Raw genomic sequence first — 16,706 nt, forward strand, 5'->3', positions numbered from 1 at the left:
CTATTTGCTTTTTTTCGGTTTTCAAGCCGTTTTAGATCACAATAGATGTCACAATAGCTAGCACATTTACCGCGCTCTCGCTGGCACGACGTAAAAGGCGAGCCGTCAAAGCCGCCGCTATATAGTGACAACCATTTGCAATGTCGACTCCGCTCCCGGTCCTGCTTCTTTCCGCCGCGCTTGCTGGGAGAGATGTGGTGTGACCGGCCTTGCAGTGCAAGCTGCCGAGCGCCTCATGCAAGGCATGCAGTGGCGTCTTGTGGAACCCTGAAGTGCTTGTCTCAGGGTGGCTCTCTATCGCTGGCGGTAAAGGATCATGCCGGCATGATGGAGGACGCCTTCGACGAACTCACCATCCGCGGTGAAGCCCGTATCGTCCCAGTATTCTATGTGGTTGCCCCGCACTTCGTAGCGTCCCTGATAGGCGCTCTCGCGGTCACCGCGCGCTTCGTCATAACGGCCGTTCGGCAGGAGTTCGTGCCTGATATGGCGATCCCCGGTGACCCACAGTCCGACGTAAGGATGATCTTGCTGCGTCATTGGTTCCCCCGCAAGGATTGGAGTTGAAGGAAGGGTCAGGCCGGCTGGAGTTACAGCAAGGGCAATGCCCGTAAGCACTGCGGTCAAAGTGGATCGCATCAATGCGCCGCCTTCGTCGGACGCACGACGATCTCGTTGACGTCGACATCGTCGGGCTGTTCGATTGCGTAGCGCACTGCCCTGGCGATGGCATCGGGTTGCAGGGCAATAGCGCGCCAGGTTTTCATGGCGGCGGCAGCGGCTTCGTCGGAGATCGTGTTCGCCAGCTCGCTTTCCACCACACCGGGATGAATGCAGGTTACCCGGATATCGTCACTCTCCTGGCGGAGCCCATCGGAAATCGCGCGGACAGCGTATTTCGTTGCGCAATAGACGGCAGCCATCGGCGAGACGGCCAGTGCGCCAATGGAACCGATATTGATGATATGCCCGGAGCCACGTGCCGTCATCTCAGGGAGCACCGCCGCGATGCCGTACAGAACACCCTTGACGTTGACGTCCACCATCAGCTCCCACTCGTCGACCTTCATGGCTGCCATGGCCGACAGCGGCATGACGCCCGCATTGTTGACGATGACATCGACCTGGCCCCATTCGGCCCGCGCGGCATCGGCGAATGCCGCGACGTCCGCCCTCTTGGTGACGTCGAGCGCTCGCACCCGAACCGTTCCACCAGCCGCCTCGATTTCTGCCGCAAGCGCTTCAAGGCGGTCGGTGCGCCGCGCGCCGAGCATCAGCTTTGCACCTGCCGCGCCAAGTTCGCGGGCGATGCCAGCACCGATGCCGCTGGAGGCACCGGTGATCAGAACAACTTTGTTCATGGTCATCGTAGATGATCCTTTTGGTTTTGTGATTATTTCACGATGTGAAGGGATGGCGTGCGGATGAGCTCCCGCGGCGCGCCGGCTTTATAGGGGATCACTGGGCGGTGTAGCCGCCATCGACCAGAAGCAACGCCCCGGTGATGAAGCTGGATGCCGGCGAGGCAAGAAAGGCGATGGCCTCGGCAACTTCTTGCGGCTGGCCGATCCGGCCGATTGGATGCGCGTTGCCGAAGCTGCGCAGCATCTCCCGGCCATTCTCCACCACACCTTCCATGATGTCGGTTTCGATCACGCCAGGGGCAACGGCGTTACAGCGAATGCCCATACGCCCATATTCGATCGCGATTACCTTGGTCAGCTGTGCGACAGCCGCCTTGGAGGAGGCATAGGCCGCCTGCGTCTCGAAGGCCGCGACGGCCGAGATCGATGAGACATTGACGATCGCGCCGCCACCACCGGCGGCCATCAGTTCCACAGCGGCACGTCCGGTGACGAAGCTGCCGCGCGCGTTGATCTGCAGAATGCGGTCGTAGTCGTCGACCGAGGTCTCCGTCAGACGTTTGTTGAGCGTGCGACCGGCATTGTTCACGACGATGTCAAGGCGTCCGAAGCGCTTCGCCGCGAGCTCGACCGAGCGTCGGGCCAGATCCTCGTCGGCGCCGTCGCCGCCCAGGGTTGGCACGGCCGCGGCTTCCAATTCGCGTACGGTGTCGCTGAGATCGCTTGCCACGATCCGGGCACCCCGCGCACGCAGCAGCTCCGCCGTGCAGCGACCGATGCCGCGTGCCGCGCCGGTCACGAGGGCGACTTTTCCATCGAGGTCCCAGGAGGAAGGGAGTGATGTCATGGGATATCTCCTTGTCGGTCGGCTTCGGCTTGGATCGGGAGGATCAAGCCTTCTTGCCGTTGCGACAGAGATAGAGCCAGGGCATTGTCGCGATAAGCCGCCCATTGTTAACCTCTAAGATAAGTGTCGCTAACCAATGGACATCGATCTCAATGCAATTGCCGTCTTCGTCACGGTGGCCGAGGAACGCAATTTTCGCGCTGCGGCGGACCGGTTGGGCGTGACGCGCTCGGCGGTCAGCCAAAGCATCCTCAGGCTTGAACAGCGTCTGGGGATCGCATTGCTGCAGCGCACGACACGCAGCGTCAACCTGACCGAAGCGGGCGAGCGCCTGTTGGCGAGCGTCGCACCGGCGATCGCCGACGTGAACGCGGCAGTCGAAGCCACTACGGAGTTTCTGGACCGCCCGCGCGGCCGCCTGCGGATCGCGGTTTCGTCTATCGCAGAGGCCTTTCTGTCAGGACCGTTGCTGGCGTCCTTTGCAGAAAGGTTTCCCGAGGTGCATCTGGATATTGTGGTCACCGACGAGGAATTCGACATCGTTGCCGAAGGCTATGATGCCGGGGTCAGGCTCGGCGAGGTGATTGAGCAGGACATGATTGCCGTGCCGGTATCGGGCGATCAGCGGCAGATGGCCGTCTGCGCCCCGCGCTATCTCGAAAAGTTCGGAGCACCCGCCCATCCGCGCGAGCTTGTGGCTCATCGCTGTATTGGCTGGCGGCCGGCGCCGGGAGTTTCGCCCTATCGGTGGGAGTTTGGCGAGGACGGGCGCGAATTCGACGTGGCGGTTGCGCCCGAGATCACGACCAACGACATGTGGCTGATGATCCGGCTGGCCGTTGCAGGCGCCGGGATCACGTTCGGCATGGCGGATACATTCCGCCCCTGGATCGACCGCGGCGAGCTTGTACCAATCCTCGACGGCTATTTCCCGCCGTTTGCTGGTTTCTATCTCTATTTCCCCAGCCGACGGAATGTCGCGCCGAAGCTGAGAGCCCTCGTGGACCACCTGCGCGGCACGCGTCAGGCGCGGGACCGTGGGTGAGGCAACCGGTCATAAGACCGCTTTAGCATTATTTTGCCGGTCAGAAGTGTGGCTGAAAGGTGATGGTACCGTTGGCTGGGATCGAACCAGCGACCTCCGGATCCACAATCCGGCGCTCTAACCATCTGAGCTACAACGGCACGTTTGCCAGAGCGGGATCGAGATGAAACGTTCGGGACCCGCTCTGTCGTTCGGCGATGCGTCCATACGGGCTATCGGAGTTTAATTCAAGGCTTTTGGCAAGGCAAAAGCTCGCTCCGGCATCGCGTCATTTTCCGCCGGACAAAGAAAAGGCCGGCGGGAGGAGGTGCCGGCCTTTTCCTGTTACGAGCCAGCGGGAGGAGGTGCTGGCTGGTTACCCCGGTGAGCAGAGGGAGGAGGTTCCACCCGCCGGGTATTCGTTTGAACGACCATATCGCACATCTATTTGTCTGACGAAATGCGACCTTTTGATGCATCGTCAAACTGTGTGCAAATATTAGGCGATCTTGATTTCTTTCACGGCCTTCTCGAAGGCGGTCTTGATCGGCTTGGATACGTCCTCGGCCGCCTTGGCAGCAACCGCCTGGAAGTCCTTGGCCTGCTCGACGGTCATTTCGACGCGCTTGCGCAGGAAAGCGGTCTGCAACTCGACGACTTCCGACAGCGACTTGGCGCCGATGAGCGCTTCGAAATGCGAGAAGCCGGCTTCGGCATTGGCGCGCAGGGCGGCGATGGTCTTGAGCGACAGGTCGCTGGAAACGGACTTAGCGGTTTCGTAGGTCGACTCCAGAGCCTTCTGGGTCTCCTCGGCGCCGGTCTTCAGCTTGGCATAGGCCTCTTTCGACTGCTCGACGCCCTTTTCGGCGAAAGCGCGGATCTGGTCGGTGGCCTTGGAAGCGTCGAAGCTCGGGAATTCAACGTTTTCGATCGTTTCAGCGGTCTTGGTCCTGGACATTTTCCATCCTTTTCAGCGGCAGCGGCTTTGACGAAAAGCCGTCTCGTTCATGTATCATGGCAATATAAAGGCAATTTTTGTGCATTGCAACATGTTTGTTGCATCGCACCATATATTATTTATTCGTGGCGTTAACCACGCGCCTAGAGATTCCATTGGTTGCACGCTATGACTTGTGGACCTTCGCGCCGTCGGCTTTTATTAACAAAGCGTTAACCGCAAATTGCCCGCTCTGTGAGGGTCGCCAAACGCATGCCGGCTGAAAACTACTCCTTCCTCGATGTCGCCGTGCTCGACCCGGTCCGCCTGCGCTTCGCCGCAGGCGACGCGATCGCTATTCTGTCGGCCGATCTCGAGCAGGTGATCTGGGCCAACGGCCCCGGCGCAGCGGTATTCGGCTATCCCGACATCGGCGCGATCATCGGCGCCTCGGCAGGTTTGCCGCTGATCGCCAGGCGCCAGATCATGGCAACCAGCGGTTTTCCGCAGATCGGCCGCGACCGTGCCATCACGGTCCGGCTGGCGACCGGCCTGACCAGCCGCGCGGTCGGCTTCCTGGCCAGCGCAGTGACCATGCCCGATGGCGAGGAAGCAATCATGCTGGCGCTGCCGGCGGCGCAGACCGGCTCGCGCAGCGCGGCCGAGATCGCCGATCGCGCCATCGGTGGTTTTACGGAAGACGGCCACTACATCGCCTTTGTCGACGCCAAGGGCAATATCGACGCCGCATCGGACGGCTTTTCGGCACTCGGCATCCGGCCTGAGACGCTGGCCGCGCTTGTCGCCGACGTGGCGAACGAGAGCGACCGCATCGTCAAGCGCCTGGTCCCGGGCGGATCCAGCTCCTATCCGGCGGGCCTTGCCCGGCTGACGGACGAGCGGCACCTGCTGGTGGTGATCGACGAGGACCGGCTCGACGGCGAGGCCCCTGATGGCGAGCGCGCCGGGGGGGAAACCGGCAGCGAAGCAGCAACGGCACCGAGCGGTGGCGATCTTCCCCAGCCGACGGGCCAAGACAACGAGCCGCCAATCGCCAGGATGGGCGCGGCGGAGATCGACCTTGCAGCGATGGAAGGCACCTCAGCATCGGCGGAGCACGAAGCTGTCGACGCGGCTGACAATCAACACACGGTTGGCGAAACGCCGACCCAGCATGACCATTGGTACTTCAATGCCGGCGACGACGCGCAGGTCCCGCCCGGGGCGGCTGCGTCCGGTAAAGCCGAGACCAGCCCGGACGCTTCGCAGGCCGGCGCGGATACTTCGCCGGAAAGCGCCGCAAAAGCCACCAAAGCCGCCTCCCCGGCCGAACGCCGCGCTTCCGCGATCGATCGCACCGCCGCACCCATGCGTTTCGTCTGGCGTACCGACGCGGAGGGCCGGTTCAGCGCCCTGTCGCCGGAATTTGCCGAGCTCGTCGGCAAGCCTGCCGCCGACGTGATCGGGCGCCGCTTCGAGGATGTTTCGGCCGCCTATCGCCTCGATGCTTCTGGCGAGATTGCCGGCCTGCTCGAACGGCGCGACACCTGGTCCGGCCGCTCCGTGCTGTGGCCGGTCGCCGGCACCGATCTGAAGATACCCGTCGATCTGGCGGCGCTCCCGGTTTACAGCCGCAGCCGGGTTTTCGAAGGTTTTCGCGGTTTTGGCGTCGCCAGGAGCGGCGATGCGGTGGTCGATCCGGATGCCGTCGGCATGGCCCTTGTCGCCGAGGAGAAGCCCGCCGCGAGCGTTGGGCCGGAAGCCGTCGAACCTGCCCCGGCGACACCGAAACCCGCCGATCCGTTCAGGGGCGAAGTGCCGGCGTTGACCATCGTGCCAAAGCCGGAGCGGCGCTTTGCCGACAAGGTGATCCGGCTGGCCGAGCACCGGCAGCCGGCCAACGACAAGGGCCTGTCGACGCTGGAACGCAGCGCGTTTCGCGAGATTGGCGAGCGTCTCAAGAAGGACAGCACCCCGGCCGAAGAACAGCCCAGCGCCGGAAAGCAGAAGCCGGTTGAGAAAGTCGAGGCAGCCGGCAATGCCGACGAGCCAAAGCTGAAAGGAGCCGGCCCGACGGACAAGGGTGAGATGCCGGAACCAGGTCCGGAAAGCGAGGCGGCTGCCGCCGAACCACCCGAGGCCGATGCCGAGGACCAGAAGGACCTCGCCCGGCTCGACAGCGAGCAGCCGGATGAGGCGGTAGCAGAGGCGCAAGCCGGCGAACCCGTCACTCGCCCTGTTTCCGGATCGCTGCTCGACTATGCCGACCGCGAACCCGGCGATGAAGCGCAGGAAGGCGACGAGCCCAGCACGGACCGTCGAACGATCGTCGCCGAAGCGCCGCGGGATGGCGACAACGATAGCATGACGGCCGAAGATTTCCGTGACGCCGAGGACAGCGAGGATTGGTCCGAGGACAGCGCAGCCGACGCTGCCGGCCAGGTGCCGCCCGTCGAGCGGCCGCAGGCACCACCGCTCAAACTCGACGGCTTCGTGCCGTCGGCGTTTGCCGGAGCGGACAACAAGGGGCCGGATACATCGATCCTCGGCAAGCTGCCAGTGCCGGTGCTTATCCATTCCGGCGATCAACTGCACTACGCGAACGACGAATTCCTCGGCTTGACAGGCTATGCGACGCTCAACGCCCTGGACGAGGCGGGCGGGCTCGGCGCGCTGTTTGCCGACCCTTATGCCGACGACGGCAGTTCGGAGGGCGGCGACCGCGCATTACGGCTGAAGACGCGCGACGGTCAGGAGTTTCCGATCGACGCAATTTTGCGTTCCGTCCCGTGGGGGAACGGCAAGGCACTGATGCTGGTCGTACGCCGTTCCGGCGACGACGAAGCAGCAGCCATTCCGCATGGCGCTGCCGACGACCAAACGCAGCCGGATGTTTCCGAGCTCAAGGCGCGCATTGCCGAAATGCGCACCATCATCGACACCGCCACCGACGGCGTCGTGCTGATCGGCCGTAACGGAACGATCCGTTCAATTAGCCGTCCGGCGGAAGCGCTGTTCGGCTTCGACAGCGACGAGGTGACCGGCAAGCCGTTCGTCTCGCTGTTTGCGATCGAAAGCCAGCGCGCGGCGCGTGACTATCTCGAGGGGTTGTCGGAGCCCGGCGTTGCAAGCGTGATGAACGATGGCCGCGAGGTGATCGGGCGCGAGGCGCAGGGGCGTTTCATTCCGCTGTTCATGACCATCGGCAGGCTGCCCAACGACAGCGGCTTCTGCGCGGTGGTGCGCGATATCACCCAGTGGAAGCGGGCCGAAGAGGACTTGACCGAGGCGCGCGCGGTCGCCGAACGCGCCTCGTCGCAGAAGACCGATTTTCTGGCCCGCATCAGCCACGAGATCCGCACGCCGCTCAACGCCATCATCGGCTTTTCCGAGCTGATGGTCGACGAGAAATTCGGACCGGTGGCCAATGACCGCTATCGCGACTATCTGCGCGACATCAACCGTTCGGGCAACCACGTGCTCGATCTGGTCAACGACCTGCTCGATATTTCGAAAATCGAGGCCGGCCAGCAGGAGATGGCCTATGAGGCGGTGTCGCTTAACGACACGCTGGCGGAAACCGTGGCGATGATGCAGCCGCAAGCCAACCGGGAACGCGTCATCATCCGCTCCAGCTTCGCCTCGCGGCTGCCGGAAGTGGTGGCCGATCTGCGCAGCGTTCGGCAGATCGCGCTCAACATCCTGTCGAACGCCGTCCGCTACACGCAGGCCGGCGGCCAGGTGATCGTGTCGACGGCCTACGAGCTCTCCGGCGATGTCGTCATGCGCGTGCGCGATACCGGCATCGGCATGAGCCCGTCCGAGATCGAGCAGGCGCTGAAGCCGTTCAAGCAGATCAATGCGCTGAAGCGCGGCCGCGGCGACGGCACCGGTCTTGGGCTGCCGCTGACCAAGGCGATGGTCGAAGCGAACCGGGCCCGGTTCACCATCAACTCGACGCCCGGCGAGGGAACCCTGGTCGAAGTAGCCTTTCCGTCGACCCGTGTGCTCGCCGGTTAGCTATAGTTGCGCAAAGAAAAAAGGCGTCCAACAGGACGCCTTGAATGATAGGATTGCTGTCACAACGGGGCTTGAGCGAATCAGATCCTCTCGGGGCTAAGAGGAACGGGATTTCTCCCTCAAGTTACGCACGACTATCGATGCCGGGCCTTAACAAATCCTTACCGGCACGCCGGAAAATTTACCAATGTGTACCACTCATGAAATCTAGGTAAATTCCGAAGAAATATTTCGTTAACGATACCGGAGACCTCAAAACAGCTCCCACCTTGGGCCCGGCTCAGTCGGCAAGCTGCGGCAGGTTGCGGAACAGCTCGAGCGCTTCGGGATTGGCGAGCGCTTCCTTGTTCTTGATGGCGCGGCCATGCACCATGTCGCGTACCGCGAGCTCGGTGATCTTGCCCGATTTGGTGCGCGGAATATCGCTGACGGCGACGATCTTGGCCGGCACGTGGCGCGGGCTCGCCCCGATGCGGATTTTCGCGCGGATGCGTTTTTCCAGCTCGGCATCGAGCTCGACGCCTGCCGCCAGCCGCACGAACAGCACGACGCGAACATCATTGTCGAAATCCTGGCCGATGCATAGTGCTTCGAGGATTTCCGGCATTTGCTCGACCTGATTGTAGATCTCCGCCGTGCCGATCCTGACACCGCCCGGATTGAGCGTGGCGTCGGAACGGCCATGGATGATCAGGCCGCCATGGGCGGTCCATTCGGCGAAATCGCCGTGGCACCAGACATTGTCGAAACGTTCGAAATAGGCGGCTCGGTATTTCCTTCCGTCAGGGTCGTTCCAGAAGCCGAGCGGCATCGCGGGAAAGGCCTTGGTGCAGACGAGCTCGCCCTTCTCCTGGCGGAGCGGCCGGCCGTCATCGTCCCAGACATCGACGGCAAGACCGAGCCCAGGCCCCTGGATCTCGCCGGTCCATACCGGTTCGATCGGCACGCCGAGCACGAAGCAGGAGACGATATCGGTGCCGCCGGAAATCGAAGCCAGATGCACGTCCTTCTTGATGCCTTCGTAGACGAAGCGGAAATCTTCCGGCGATAGCGGCGAGCCGGTCGAGGAGATGGTGCGCACGCTGGAAAGATCATGCGTGCGGATCGGCTTGAGGCCGGCCTTGCGCACGGAATCTATGAATTTGGCCGAGGTGCCGAAATACGTCATCTTCTCGGCATCGGCGAAGTCGAACAGCGTATTGCCGTCCGGGTAGAAGGGTGAGCCGTCGTAGAGCAGCAAGGTGGCGCCCGACGCCAGGCCCGACACCAGCCAGTTCCACATCATCCAGCCGCAGGTGGTGAAGTAGAAGAAGCGGTCGCCGTCGAGCAGGCCGGCATGCAGCCGTTCTTCCTTGACGTGTTGGATCAGCGTTCCGCCGGCCGAATGGACAATGCATTTGGGGATGCCGGTCGTGCCGGACGAAAACAGGATGTACAGTGGATGCGAAAACGGCAGCCTCTCGTAGCTGACAGACCTGGCGGCAAAGGGTGACAGCGCCTCTTCCAGCGCGGCCGCCTTGCCGATGGTCGCGGCGACGTCGAGCGAGGTGCCGAGATAGTCGACAATGAGGATCTTGCGGACGGTGGCGAGCTTGCCCGCCACGGCCGCGACCTTGTCGGCGACTTCGATCGCCTTGCCATTGTACCAGTAGCCGTCCGGCGCGATGAATATGACCGGCTCGATCTGGCCGAACCGGTCGAGAACGCCCTGCTCACCAAAATCTGGGGAGCAGGACGACCAGACGGCGCCGATCGAGGCGGCTGCCAGCATCGCAGCAACGGTCTCCGGCATGTTGGGCATCATCGCGGCGATGCGGTCGCCCTTCTTCACCTTGAGCGACAGGAAAAGCTGCTGCAGGCGCGAGGTCAGCGCATGCAGCTCGTTCCAGGACAGCCGCCGTTCGACCTTGTCCTCGCCGCGAAAAACGATTGCGTCGCCAAGCCCGGTTTTCTTGAGGAGATTCTCGGCGAAGTTCAGCTTCGCATCAAGGAAGAAGGTCGCGCCGGGCATCTTGTCGCCATCGATCAGCACGCGTTCGCCCTTGTCGCCGACGATGCCACAAAAGTCCCAGACCAAGCTCCAGAAGGTCTCGCGGTCATCGATCGACCAGCGATGCAGGTCGGCATAGGAGGAGAAAGACTCGCCGGCCATGCTCGCCGCGGCGTTCATGAAGGCGGTCATCGGCGCCGCGTCGATCTGCTCTTGCGTCGGGATCCAGAGCGGTGCGTCGTCAGCCATCATTGTTCCTCCGCAGGCTGCATCGCTTATGCAATATCGCGATGCAGCAGAGCAAGATTTTGTTGGACCGCGCCGGTCAGGGTGTGCGCAAATGCCATCGCCGGGCCATAAAGACTTGAAATGCGTCAGCCGTCGGTTACACCCGTCGGCGGTTTTGTCGGAATGGAAGCATACAGGGCGATATGCCATCACCTTTGATCCGACGCGGAATATGGGCGATCGGCGCAGCCGTCATCGTCATCGCGCTGGTCGTCGCAGCCTTGCCGTTGATCGCCTCGACCCGCATCGTGCGCGACCGCATCGCATGGGAAATGAGCGCCTGGAGCGGTTTCCGGGTCACCATCGACGGCGCGCCGCGCATCGAGGTCTGGCCGAATTTCCGGGCGATCCTGAGCGACGTGACGCTGTCGCAATGGACAGAGACGGATGCGCCGCCCGTGGTCGAAGCCGAACGGGTCGAGGTCGACCTTTCGGCGATGGCGGCGCTGCGTGGCGACGTGGTGTTTTCGACGGCGCGGCTGGTACGACCGACGATCCGGGTTCAGCGTACCGCGACCGGGTTTTTCCTGCCTGCGATTCCCAGCGGCGGGCGCATTACGCGTTCGATCGATGCTGCCCGCGCGGTGATCAACACAAATCCCGCCAAGCCGGATCTCGGCAAGCTGCCAACAGATCCGTTCGGCACAGTCGAGTTCAGGGACGGCCGCGTGGTGGCTGCCATCGGCGGCAAGGACCAGGAGATATTGAGCAGCCTGAGCGGCCAGGCGAACTGGGCCGCGATGAACAGCAATGCGACGCTATCGGCGACCGGGATATGGCGCGGCGAAAGTGTTGCCATCGACGCCGCATCGCCGAACCCGCTTGTGTTGTTTGGTGGCGGCACAGCACCGGTCACGTTTTCCTTCAAGGCGGCGCCGGCCAGTTTTTCGTTCGACGGCCGCGCCAGCATGTCGGAAAACGGCTATTTCGACGGCCAGGCAAAATTCGCCGCACCTTCGCTCCGACGCGTGCTCGAATGGTCGCAGGCCGGCATCGCGCCCGGTGCGGCAATCGGCTCGCTCTCGGTTTCAAGCAAGATCACGGCGACGGCCGGGCGCGTCAAATTCGAAAACACCGCCCTGACCCTCGACAACAACCCCGGAATGGGCGCGCTGGACTTCACCTACGGCGAGGCATTGCCGGTGATCTCCGGCACACTTGCCTTCGATACGCTCGACCTCAGATCATTTCTTTCCGCCTTTGCCCCGGTGCCATCGGCCGGCGGCACCGATCCGGGCGAAATCGATACGAGCTTCGCCGACCGGATCAATCTCGATCTCAGGCTGTCGGCGGCGCATGCCACGGCCGGCGCCATCCAGCTTGCCGACGTTGCCGCCACCGCCCAGGTCAAGAACGGCCTTGCCGTCTTCGACATCTCGGATGCATCCGCCTTTGGCGGCAACGTCCAGAGCAGCGTCCGTTTCGACCGCAAGCCCGCCGGCACCGAAGTCGAGATCCGGCTGCTTGCTTCCGATATCGACGGCGGCGCTTTCGGCACCGCGGCCGGGATGACACGGCTGGTGCCGATCGGCACTGGAACCGTTTCGGTCATCCTCAAGGGGCCTGGCAGAACCTGGGACTCCATTTTCGAAAACGCCAATGGCTCGCTGTCCGCGACGTTCGGCGCGGGCGCGCTGAGCCGGCTTAATCTGCCGGCGTTCCTCAAGCACACCGAACAGGGCGGATTCTTCGCGCTGGACGACGTCTCGGACGGAACGCTGCCGATCGACGGGGCCGAGCTCAAGGCGAGCATTTCGAACGGCGTGGCGCGCATCGACAAGGCCGAGGTGAATTCCGCGCAATACAAGATCTGGCTTTCCGGCATTGCATCCTATGCCGGACGCGGGCTAGCACTGTCCGGCGGCATCGTCCGGCCGAGCCAGGCTGCCACGCAGACGAACGGCCAGGGACCCAATCAGTCGTCGTTCTTCGTCGGCGGCACGTGGAGCACGCCGTTCATCTCGCCGGTAAGCCGCGGCGTTTCAGGAGAGTAAGCAGCAGCAGCTTTAACCGCGCTGCGCGGCCTGCTCGTCGCGCTGGCGCTGCACTTCGCGGCTCTTGTTGACAAGCGAAGCGATGATCACACCGACGGCGACAACGGCGATCAGGATGGTACAGGCGGCGTTGATTTCCGGCGTCACGCCGAGGCGAACTTGGCTGTAGATCTTCATTGGCAGTGTCGTGGCGCCGGGACCTGAGGTGAAGCTGGCAATAACCAGGTCGTCGAGCGAGAGCGTGAAGGCCAGCATCCAGCCGGAGACGATCGCCGGCATGATGACCGGCAGCGTGATCTGAAAGAAGGTCCTTACCGGCGGTGCACCGAGGTCCATCGCGGCTTCTTCCAGTGAACGATCGAAGGTGATCAGGCGCGACTGCACCACCACCGCGACGAAGCACATGGTCAGCGTGGTGTGGGCAAGCGTCACCGTCAGAAAGCCGCGGTCGAGGCCGACGGCGACGAAGAGCAGCAGCAGCGACAGGCCGGTGATGACTTCGGGCATGACCAGCGGCGCAAACACCATGCCCGAAAACAGAAGCCGGCCGCGAAAGCGCGTGTAGCGTGTCAAGGTGAGCGCCGCCAGCGTGCCGAGCACGGTCGCCACGGTTGCCGAGATAACGCCGACCCGGGCCGTCACCCAGGTGGCGTCCATCAGGCCCCGGTTGTGGAACAGCGAGACGTACCATTTCGTCGAGAAGCCGCCCCAGACGGTGACCAGCTTCGACTCGTTGAAAGAGAACACGACGAGCAGGACGATCGGCAGGTAAAGAAAGGCAAAGCCGAGCAGGATCGAAATGACGTTGAAGCGGCTCCAGGTGGCGTTCATTGGTCCTGCTCCTGAGCACGCGCCTGGGCCCGCTGGAAAATCATGATCGGCACGATCAGCAGCAGCAGCAGGATGACGGCAACGGCGGACGACACGGGCCAGTCACGGTTGGCGAAGAACTCGTTCCACAGCGTCCTGCCGATCATCAGCGTCTGCGAGCCGCCGAGCAGGTCGGGAATGACGAACTCACCGACGGCGGGAATGAACACCAGGAGGCAGCCGGCGATGACGCCGGGCAGCGACAACGGAAAGGTGATCTTCCAGAAGGCGCTGGTCGGCGGGCACCCGAGATCCTTCGCCGCCTCGATCAGCGTATGGTCCATCTTCTCCAACGACGAATAGAGCGGCAGCACCATGAACGGCAGATAGGAGTAGACGATACCGATGAAGATAGCCGTATAGGTGTTGAGGATGATCAGCGGCTGGCTGATGATGCCGCTGGCGAGCAGCAGCTGGTTGAGCAGGCCCTCGGGCTTGAGGATGCCGATCCAGGCATAGACACGGATCAGGAACGAGGTCCAGAACGGCAGGATCACCAGCATCAGCAAGGTCGGGCGGATCGTCGCCGGAGCGCGCGCCATGCCATAGGCAATGGGATAGCCGACAAGCAATGTCAGGACTGTCGAGATGGCGGCGACGACGACGCTCGTCACATAGGCGTTGAAGTAAAGCGCATCCTGCGTCAGCCACGTGTAGTTGTCGAAATTGAGCGCGCCAACCCCCGAGATGAACCCCGAAATGCCGCCGCGGAAATCGAGCACCGGAGTATAGGGCGGCATGGCGATCGCCGTCTGCGACAGCGAAATCTTGAAGACGATGATGAAGGGGACGAGAAAGAAGAACAGCAGCCAGAGATAGGGGACGATAATGACGAGACGGTTGACGAAAGCCGCGCTCAGCCTGGCCGGGGCGGATTTGCCGGCAGCATTTGCCGGAGAGCTTGTTGCGGCAGTGACAGCGGACATGATCAATCCCTACCGTGTCAGCACGACGCCGGCGTCAGGGCGGAAGGAAATCCAGGCGCGGTCGTTCCAGCTCAGCGGATCCTCGGTGAGGCGTGCCGCGTTCATGGTGCTTGCCCGCACCACCTGACCATCATCCAGCCTGACGTGATAGACGGTCATGTCACCGAGATAGGCGATATCGTAGACCTCGCCCTGGATGGCATTGACGGCACCGGCGGGTTTCGTCGAGGACACCTTGATCTTCTCCGGCCTGATGGCGAAGGTGACGGATGTCCCGGCGGCGGCACTGCCGGCGTTTTCGGTTCGGATGGTGATGCCGTTGCCGGCATCGATGCTTGCGCTGCCGGCCTCGCCAGCCGCGATCCTCCCGTCGAACATATTCACGTTGCCGACGAAGCCGGCGACGAAGCGCGAGCCCGGCGCTTCGTAGACCTCGGCCGGTGTCGCCACCTGCATCACTTCGCCCTTGTCGATGATGGCGATGCGGTCGGCCATCGTCATCGCCTCTTCCTGGTCATGGGTGACGACGACGAAGGTGAGGCCGAGATTCTGCTGCAGGTCCATCAGCTCAAACTGGGTTTCCTCGCGCAGCTTCTTGTCCAGCGCGCCAAGCGGCTCGTCGAGCAGCAAGACTTTCGGGCGCTTTGCCACCGAGCGCGCGAGCGCGACGCGCTGGCGCTGGCCGCCCGACAATTGGTGCGGTTTGCGCTTGGCGAACTGCTCGAGCTTGACCAGCTTCAGCATCTCGGCGACGCGCTTTTCGATATCGGCCTTGACCATACCTTCCTGCTTGAGGCCGAACGCGATGTTGTTCTCGACCGTCATATGCGGAAACAAGGCGTAGGACTGGAACATCATGTTGACCGGCCGCCGGTAGGGCGGAATGCCGCGCAGATCCTGGCCATCGAGCAGGATGCGGCCGGCGGTCGGCTCCTCGAAGCCGGCAAGCATCCTGAGCAGCGTCGATTTCCCGCAGCCTGAGGCGCCGAGCAAGGCAAAGAATTCGCGTTCGAAGATGGTCAGCGACAGGTTGTTGACCGCCGTGAACTCACCGAATTTCTTGGTGACGTTGTCGAACTGGATGTATGGCTTGGCGTTCGGATCGTTCCATGGCGCGAAATCCCTGCGGATACTGCCAAGCGATTTCATGTCCCACTCCGTCCTGCTGCTTGCCCCATGAGAAAGCGGCCCCGGCAGCCGGCTGCCGGGGCCTGGCTCAGATTGTTATTGGCCAGTGACGATCTTGGTCCAGGTGCGGGTGATGATGCGCTGGGTCTTGGGATCGTAAGGCGAGACGGTGTAGAGCTTCTGCAAGGTGGCGGCGTCTGGATAGATCGCCGGATCTTCCAGGATCGCCTTGTCGATGAACTGCTGCGAAGCCTTGTTGCCGTTGGCGTAGAGCACATAGTTCGACGATTTGGCGATCACTTCGGGCTTCATCATGTAGTTCAGGAACTCATGCGCTTCGGCGACATGCTGCGCGTCGGCCGGGATCGCCATCTGGTCGAACCACATCTGCGCACCTTCCTTCGGCACGGAGTAGCCGATCTCGACGCCCTGCTTGGCTTCGTCGGCGCGGTTGCGGGCCTGGAAGACGTCACCCGACCAGCCAACCGCCAGGCAGATGTCACCATTGGCAAGAGCGTTGATGTATTCGGACGAGTGGAACTTGCGGATATAGGGCCGGACCTTCAGCAATGTTTCTTCGGCCTTGGCGATCTCATCGGGCGATGTGCTGTTCGGGTCGAGGCCCAGATATTTCAATGCCGCCGGTATGATGTCGGCCGGCGAATCCAGCACATAGACGCCGCAGTCCTTCAATTTGGCCAGGCTTTCGGGATTGAAGAACACGTCCCAGCTGTCGATCTTGTCGGTGCCGAGCGCTGCCTGCACCTTCTTGATGTTGTAGCCGATGCCGACAGTACCCCACATGTAGTTGATCGAATATTCGTTGCCGGGATCATATTTGGCGGTCCGTTCCATGACCGTGTCCCACATATTGGAAATGTTCGGCAGTTTCGACTTGTCGAGCTTCTGGAACACACCCGCCTGGATCTGACGTGCAAGGAAATTGCCGCTCGGCACGACGACATCGTAGCCGCTGCCGCCGGCGAGCAGCTTCGTTTCCAGGATCTCGTTGGAATCGAAAGTGTCGTAGACGACCTTGATGCCGGTTTCCTTGGTGAAGTCGTCGATGATCGAACTGTCGATATAGTCCGACCAGTTGAACACGTTGACGACGCGATCCTCGGCATGCGCGCCCAAGGTGAAAACTGCCAGAAACGCCGAAGTCGCCGAAAGCCAGAGCGCTTTGCGGGTCATGCTATTCTCCTTTGCTGAGTGTTCCGTCGCCAGCTCGTCGCGGCGTCCGCGCGGCTGGGCATTTGCTTCAGGGTATTGGGCTTGCAGGCAGGCGACAAGCGCGAATTGCCGGCGCCATTATGGT

The 16,706-nt window shown here is 62.4% G+C and carries 12 protein-coding genes and 1 tRNA gene; 3 read left to right on the plus strand and 10 right to left on the minus strand.

Annotated features, from left to right (window positions below; all coding sequences use genetic code 11):
* Positions 1 to 294 precede the first annotated feature (294 nt).
* The 3 genes from NKH17_RS01355 to NKH17_RS01365 all read right to left on the minus strand — a co-directional run bounded on the left by NKH17_RS01355 (position 295) and on the right by NKH17_RS01365 (position 2,316).
* Positions 295 to 639, minus strand: a complete 345-nt coding sequence (locus NKH17_RS01355; protein WP_352804103.1) for an Atu4866 domain-containing protein — start codon at positions 637 to 639, stop codon at positions 295 to 297.
* The gene (locus NKH17_RS01360; RefSeq protein ID WP_352804100.1) at positions 639 to 1,367 is read right to left on the minus strand and encodes an SDR family oxidoreductase; all 729 of its coding nucleotides are present in this window, start codon (positions 1,365 to 1,367) and stop codon (positions 639 to 641) included. The genes NKH17_RS01355 and NKH17_RS01360 overlap by 1 nt, the downstream gene beginning before the upstream one ends.
* Before the next feature lie 91 nt (positions 1,368 to 1,458).
* Entirely contained in the window at positions 1,459 to 2,316 is an 858-nt protein-coding gene (locus NKH17_RS01365) for an SDR family NAD(P)-dependent oxidoreductase (RefSeq protein ID WP_502910571.1), read from the minus strand.
* A 31-nt stretch (positions 2,317 to 2,347) separates the two neighbouring features.
* Here NKH17_RS01365 and NKH17_RS01370 point away from each other — a divergent pair, with 31 nt between their 5' ends.
* The gene (locus tag NKH17_RS01370; protein ID WP_352804094.1) at positions 2,348 to 3,256 is read left to right on the plus strand and encodes a LysR family transcriptional regulator; all 909 of its coding nucleotides are present in this window, start codon (positions 2,348 to 2,350) and stop codon (positions 3,254 to 3,256) included.
* A gap of 63 nt (positions 3,257 to 3,319) precedes the next feature.
* Here NKH17_RS01370 and NKH17_RS01375 read toward each other — a convergent pair.
* Positions 3,320 to 3,396, minus strand: a tRNA-His gene (locus NKH17_RS01375).
* A 338-nt stretch (positions 3,397 to 3,734) separates the two neighbouring features.
* Complete coding sequence (locus tag NKH17_RS01380; RefSeq protein ID WP_254819298.1) at positions 3,735 to 4,193, minus strand: phasin; 459 nt, start codon at positions 4,191 to 4,193, stop codon at positions 3,735 to 3,737.
* A gap of 252 nt (positions 4,194 to 4,445) precedes the next feature.
* Between NKH17_RS01380 and NKH17_RS01385 the strand changes: the two genes are divergently transcribed.
* Positions 4,446 to 8,192 carry a PAS domain S-box protein gene (locus NKH17_RS01385; protein WP_352898042.1) on the plus strand — a complete coding sequence of 1,249 codons (3,747 nt, stop codon included), beginning with the start codon at positions 4,446 to 4,448 and terminating at the stop codon, positions 8,190 to 8,192.
* A 280-nt stretch (positions 8,193 to 8,472) separates the two neighbouring features.
* Here the strand turns inward: NKH17_RS01385 and NKH17_RS01390 are convergent, their stop codons facing one another.
* Positions 8,473 to 10,431, minus strand: coding sequence for an acetoacetate--CoA ligase (locus NKH17_RS01390; protein ID WP_352898044.1), 1,959 nt, complete (start codon positions 10,429 to 10,431; stop codon positions 8,473 to 8,475).
* Positions 10,432 to 10,613: 182 nt separating this feature from the next.
* Here NKH17_RS01390 and NKH17_RS01395 point away from each other — a divergent pair, with 182 nt between their 5' ends.
* Complete coding sequence (locus NKH17_RS01395) at positions 10,614 to 12,464, plus strand: AsmA family protein (protein WP_352898046.1); 1,851 nt, start codon at positions 10,614 to 10,616, stop codon at positions 12,462 to 12,464.
* 12 nt (positions 12,465 to 12,476) lie between these two features.
* On the opposite strand, the gene NKH17_RS01400 is transcribed toward NKH17_RS01395, so the two are convergent.
* The 4 genes from NKH17_RS01400 to NKH17_RS01415 form a co-directional block, all read right to left on the minus strand.
* Positions 12,477 to 13,295, minus strand: a complete 819-nt coding sequence (locus NKH17_RS01400; RefSeq protein ID WP_352644199.1) for an ABC transporter permease — start codon at positions 13,293 to 13,295, stop codon at positions 12,477 to 12,479.
* The gene (locus NKH17_RS01405; RefSeq protein WP_352644201.1) at positions 13,292 to 14,260 is read right to left on the minus strand and encodes an ABC transporter permease subunit; all 969 of its coding nucleotides are present in this window, start codon (positions 14,258 to 14,260) and stop codon (positions 13,292 to 13,294) included. The genes NKH17_RS01400 and NKH17_RS01405 overlap by 4 nt, the downstream gene beginning before the upstream one ends.
* A 9-nt stretch (positions 14,261 to 14,269) precedes the next feature.
* Positions 14,270 to 15,409, minus strand: coding sequence for an ABC transporter ATP-binding protein (locus NKH17_RS01410; RefSeq protein ID WP_352644202.1), 1,140 nt, complete (start codon positions 15,407 to 15,409; stop codon positions 14,270 to 14,272).
* 75 nt (positions 15,410 to 15,484) lie between these two features.
* Positions 15,485 to 16,582: a polyamine ABC transporter substrate-binding protein gene (locus NKH17_RS01415; RefSeq protein ID WP_254819291.1), complete on the minus strand. Its 1,098-nt coding sequence runs from the start codon at positions 16,580 to 16,582 to the stop codon at positions 15,485 to 15,487.
* Positions 16,583 to 16,706: the final 124 nt, after the last annotated feature.

It is taken from the genome of Mesorhizobium sp. M1334 (assembly GCF_040317995.1).
In the GTDB taxonomy this organism is placed as follows: Bacteria; Pseudomonadota; Alphaproteobacteria; order Rhizobiales; family Rhizobiaceae; genus Mesorhizobium.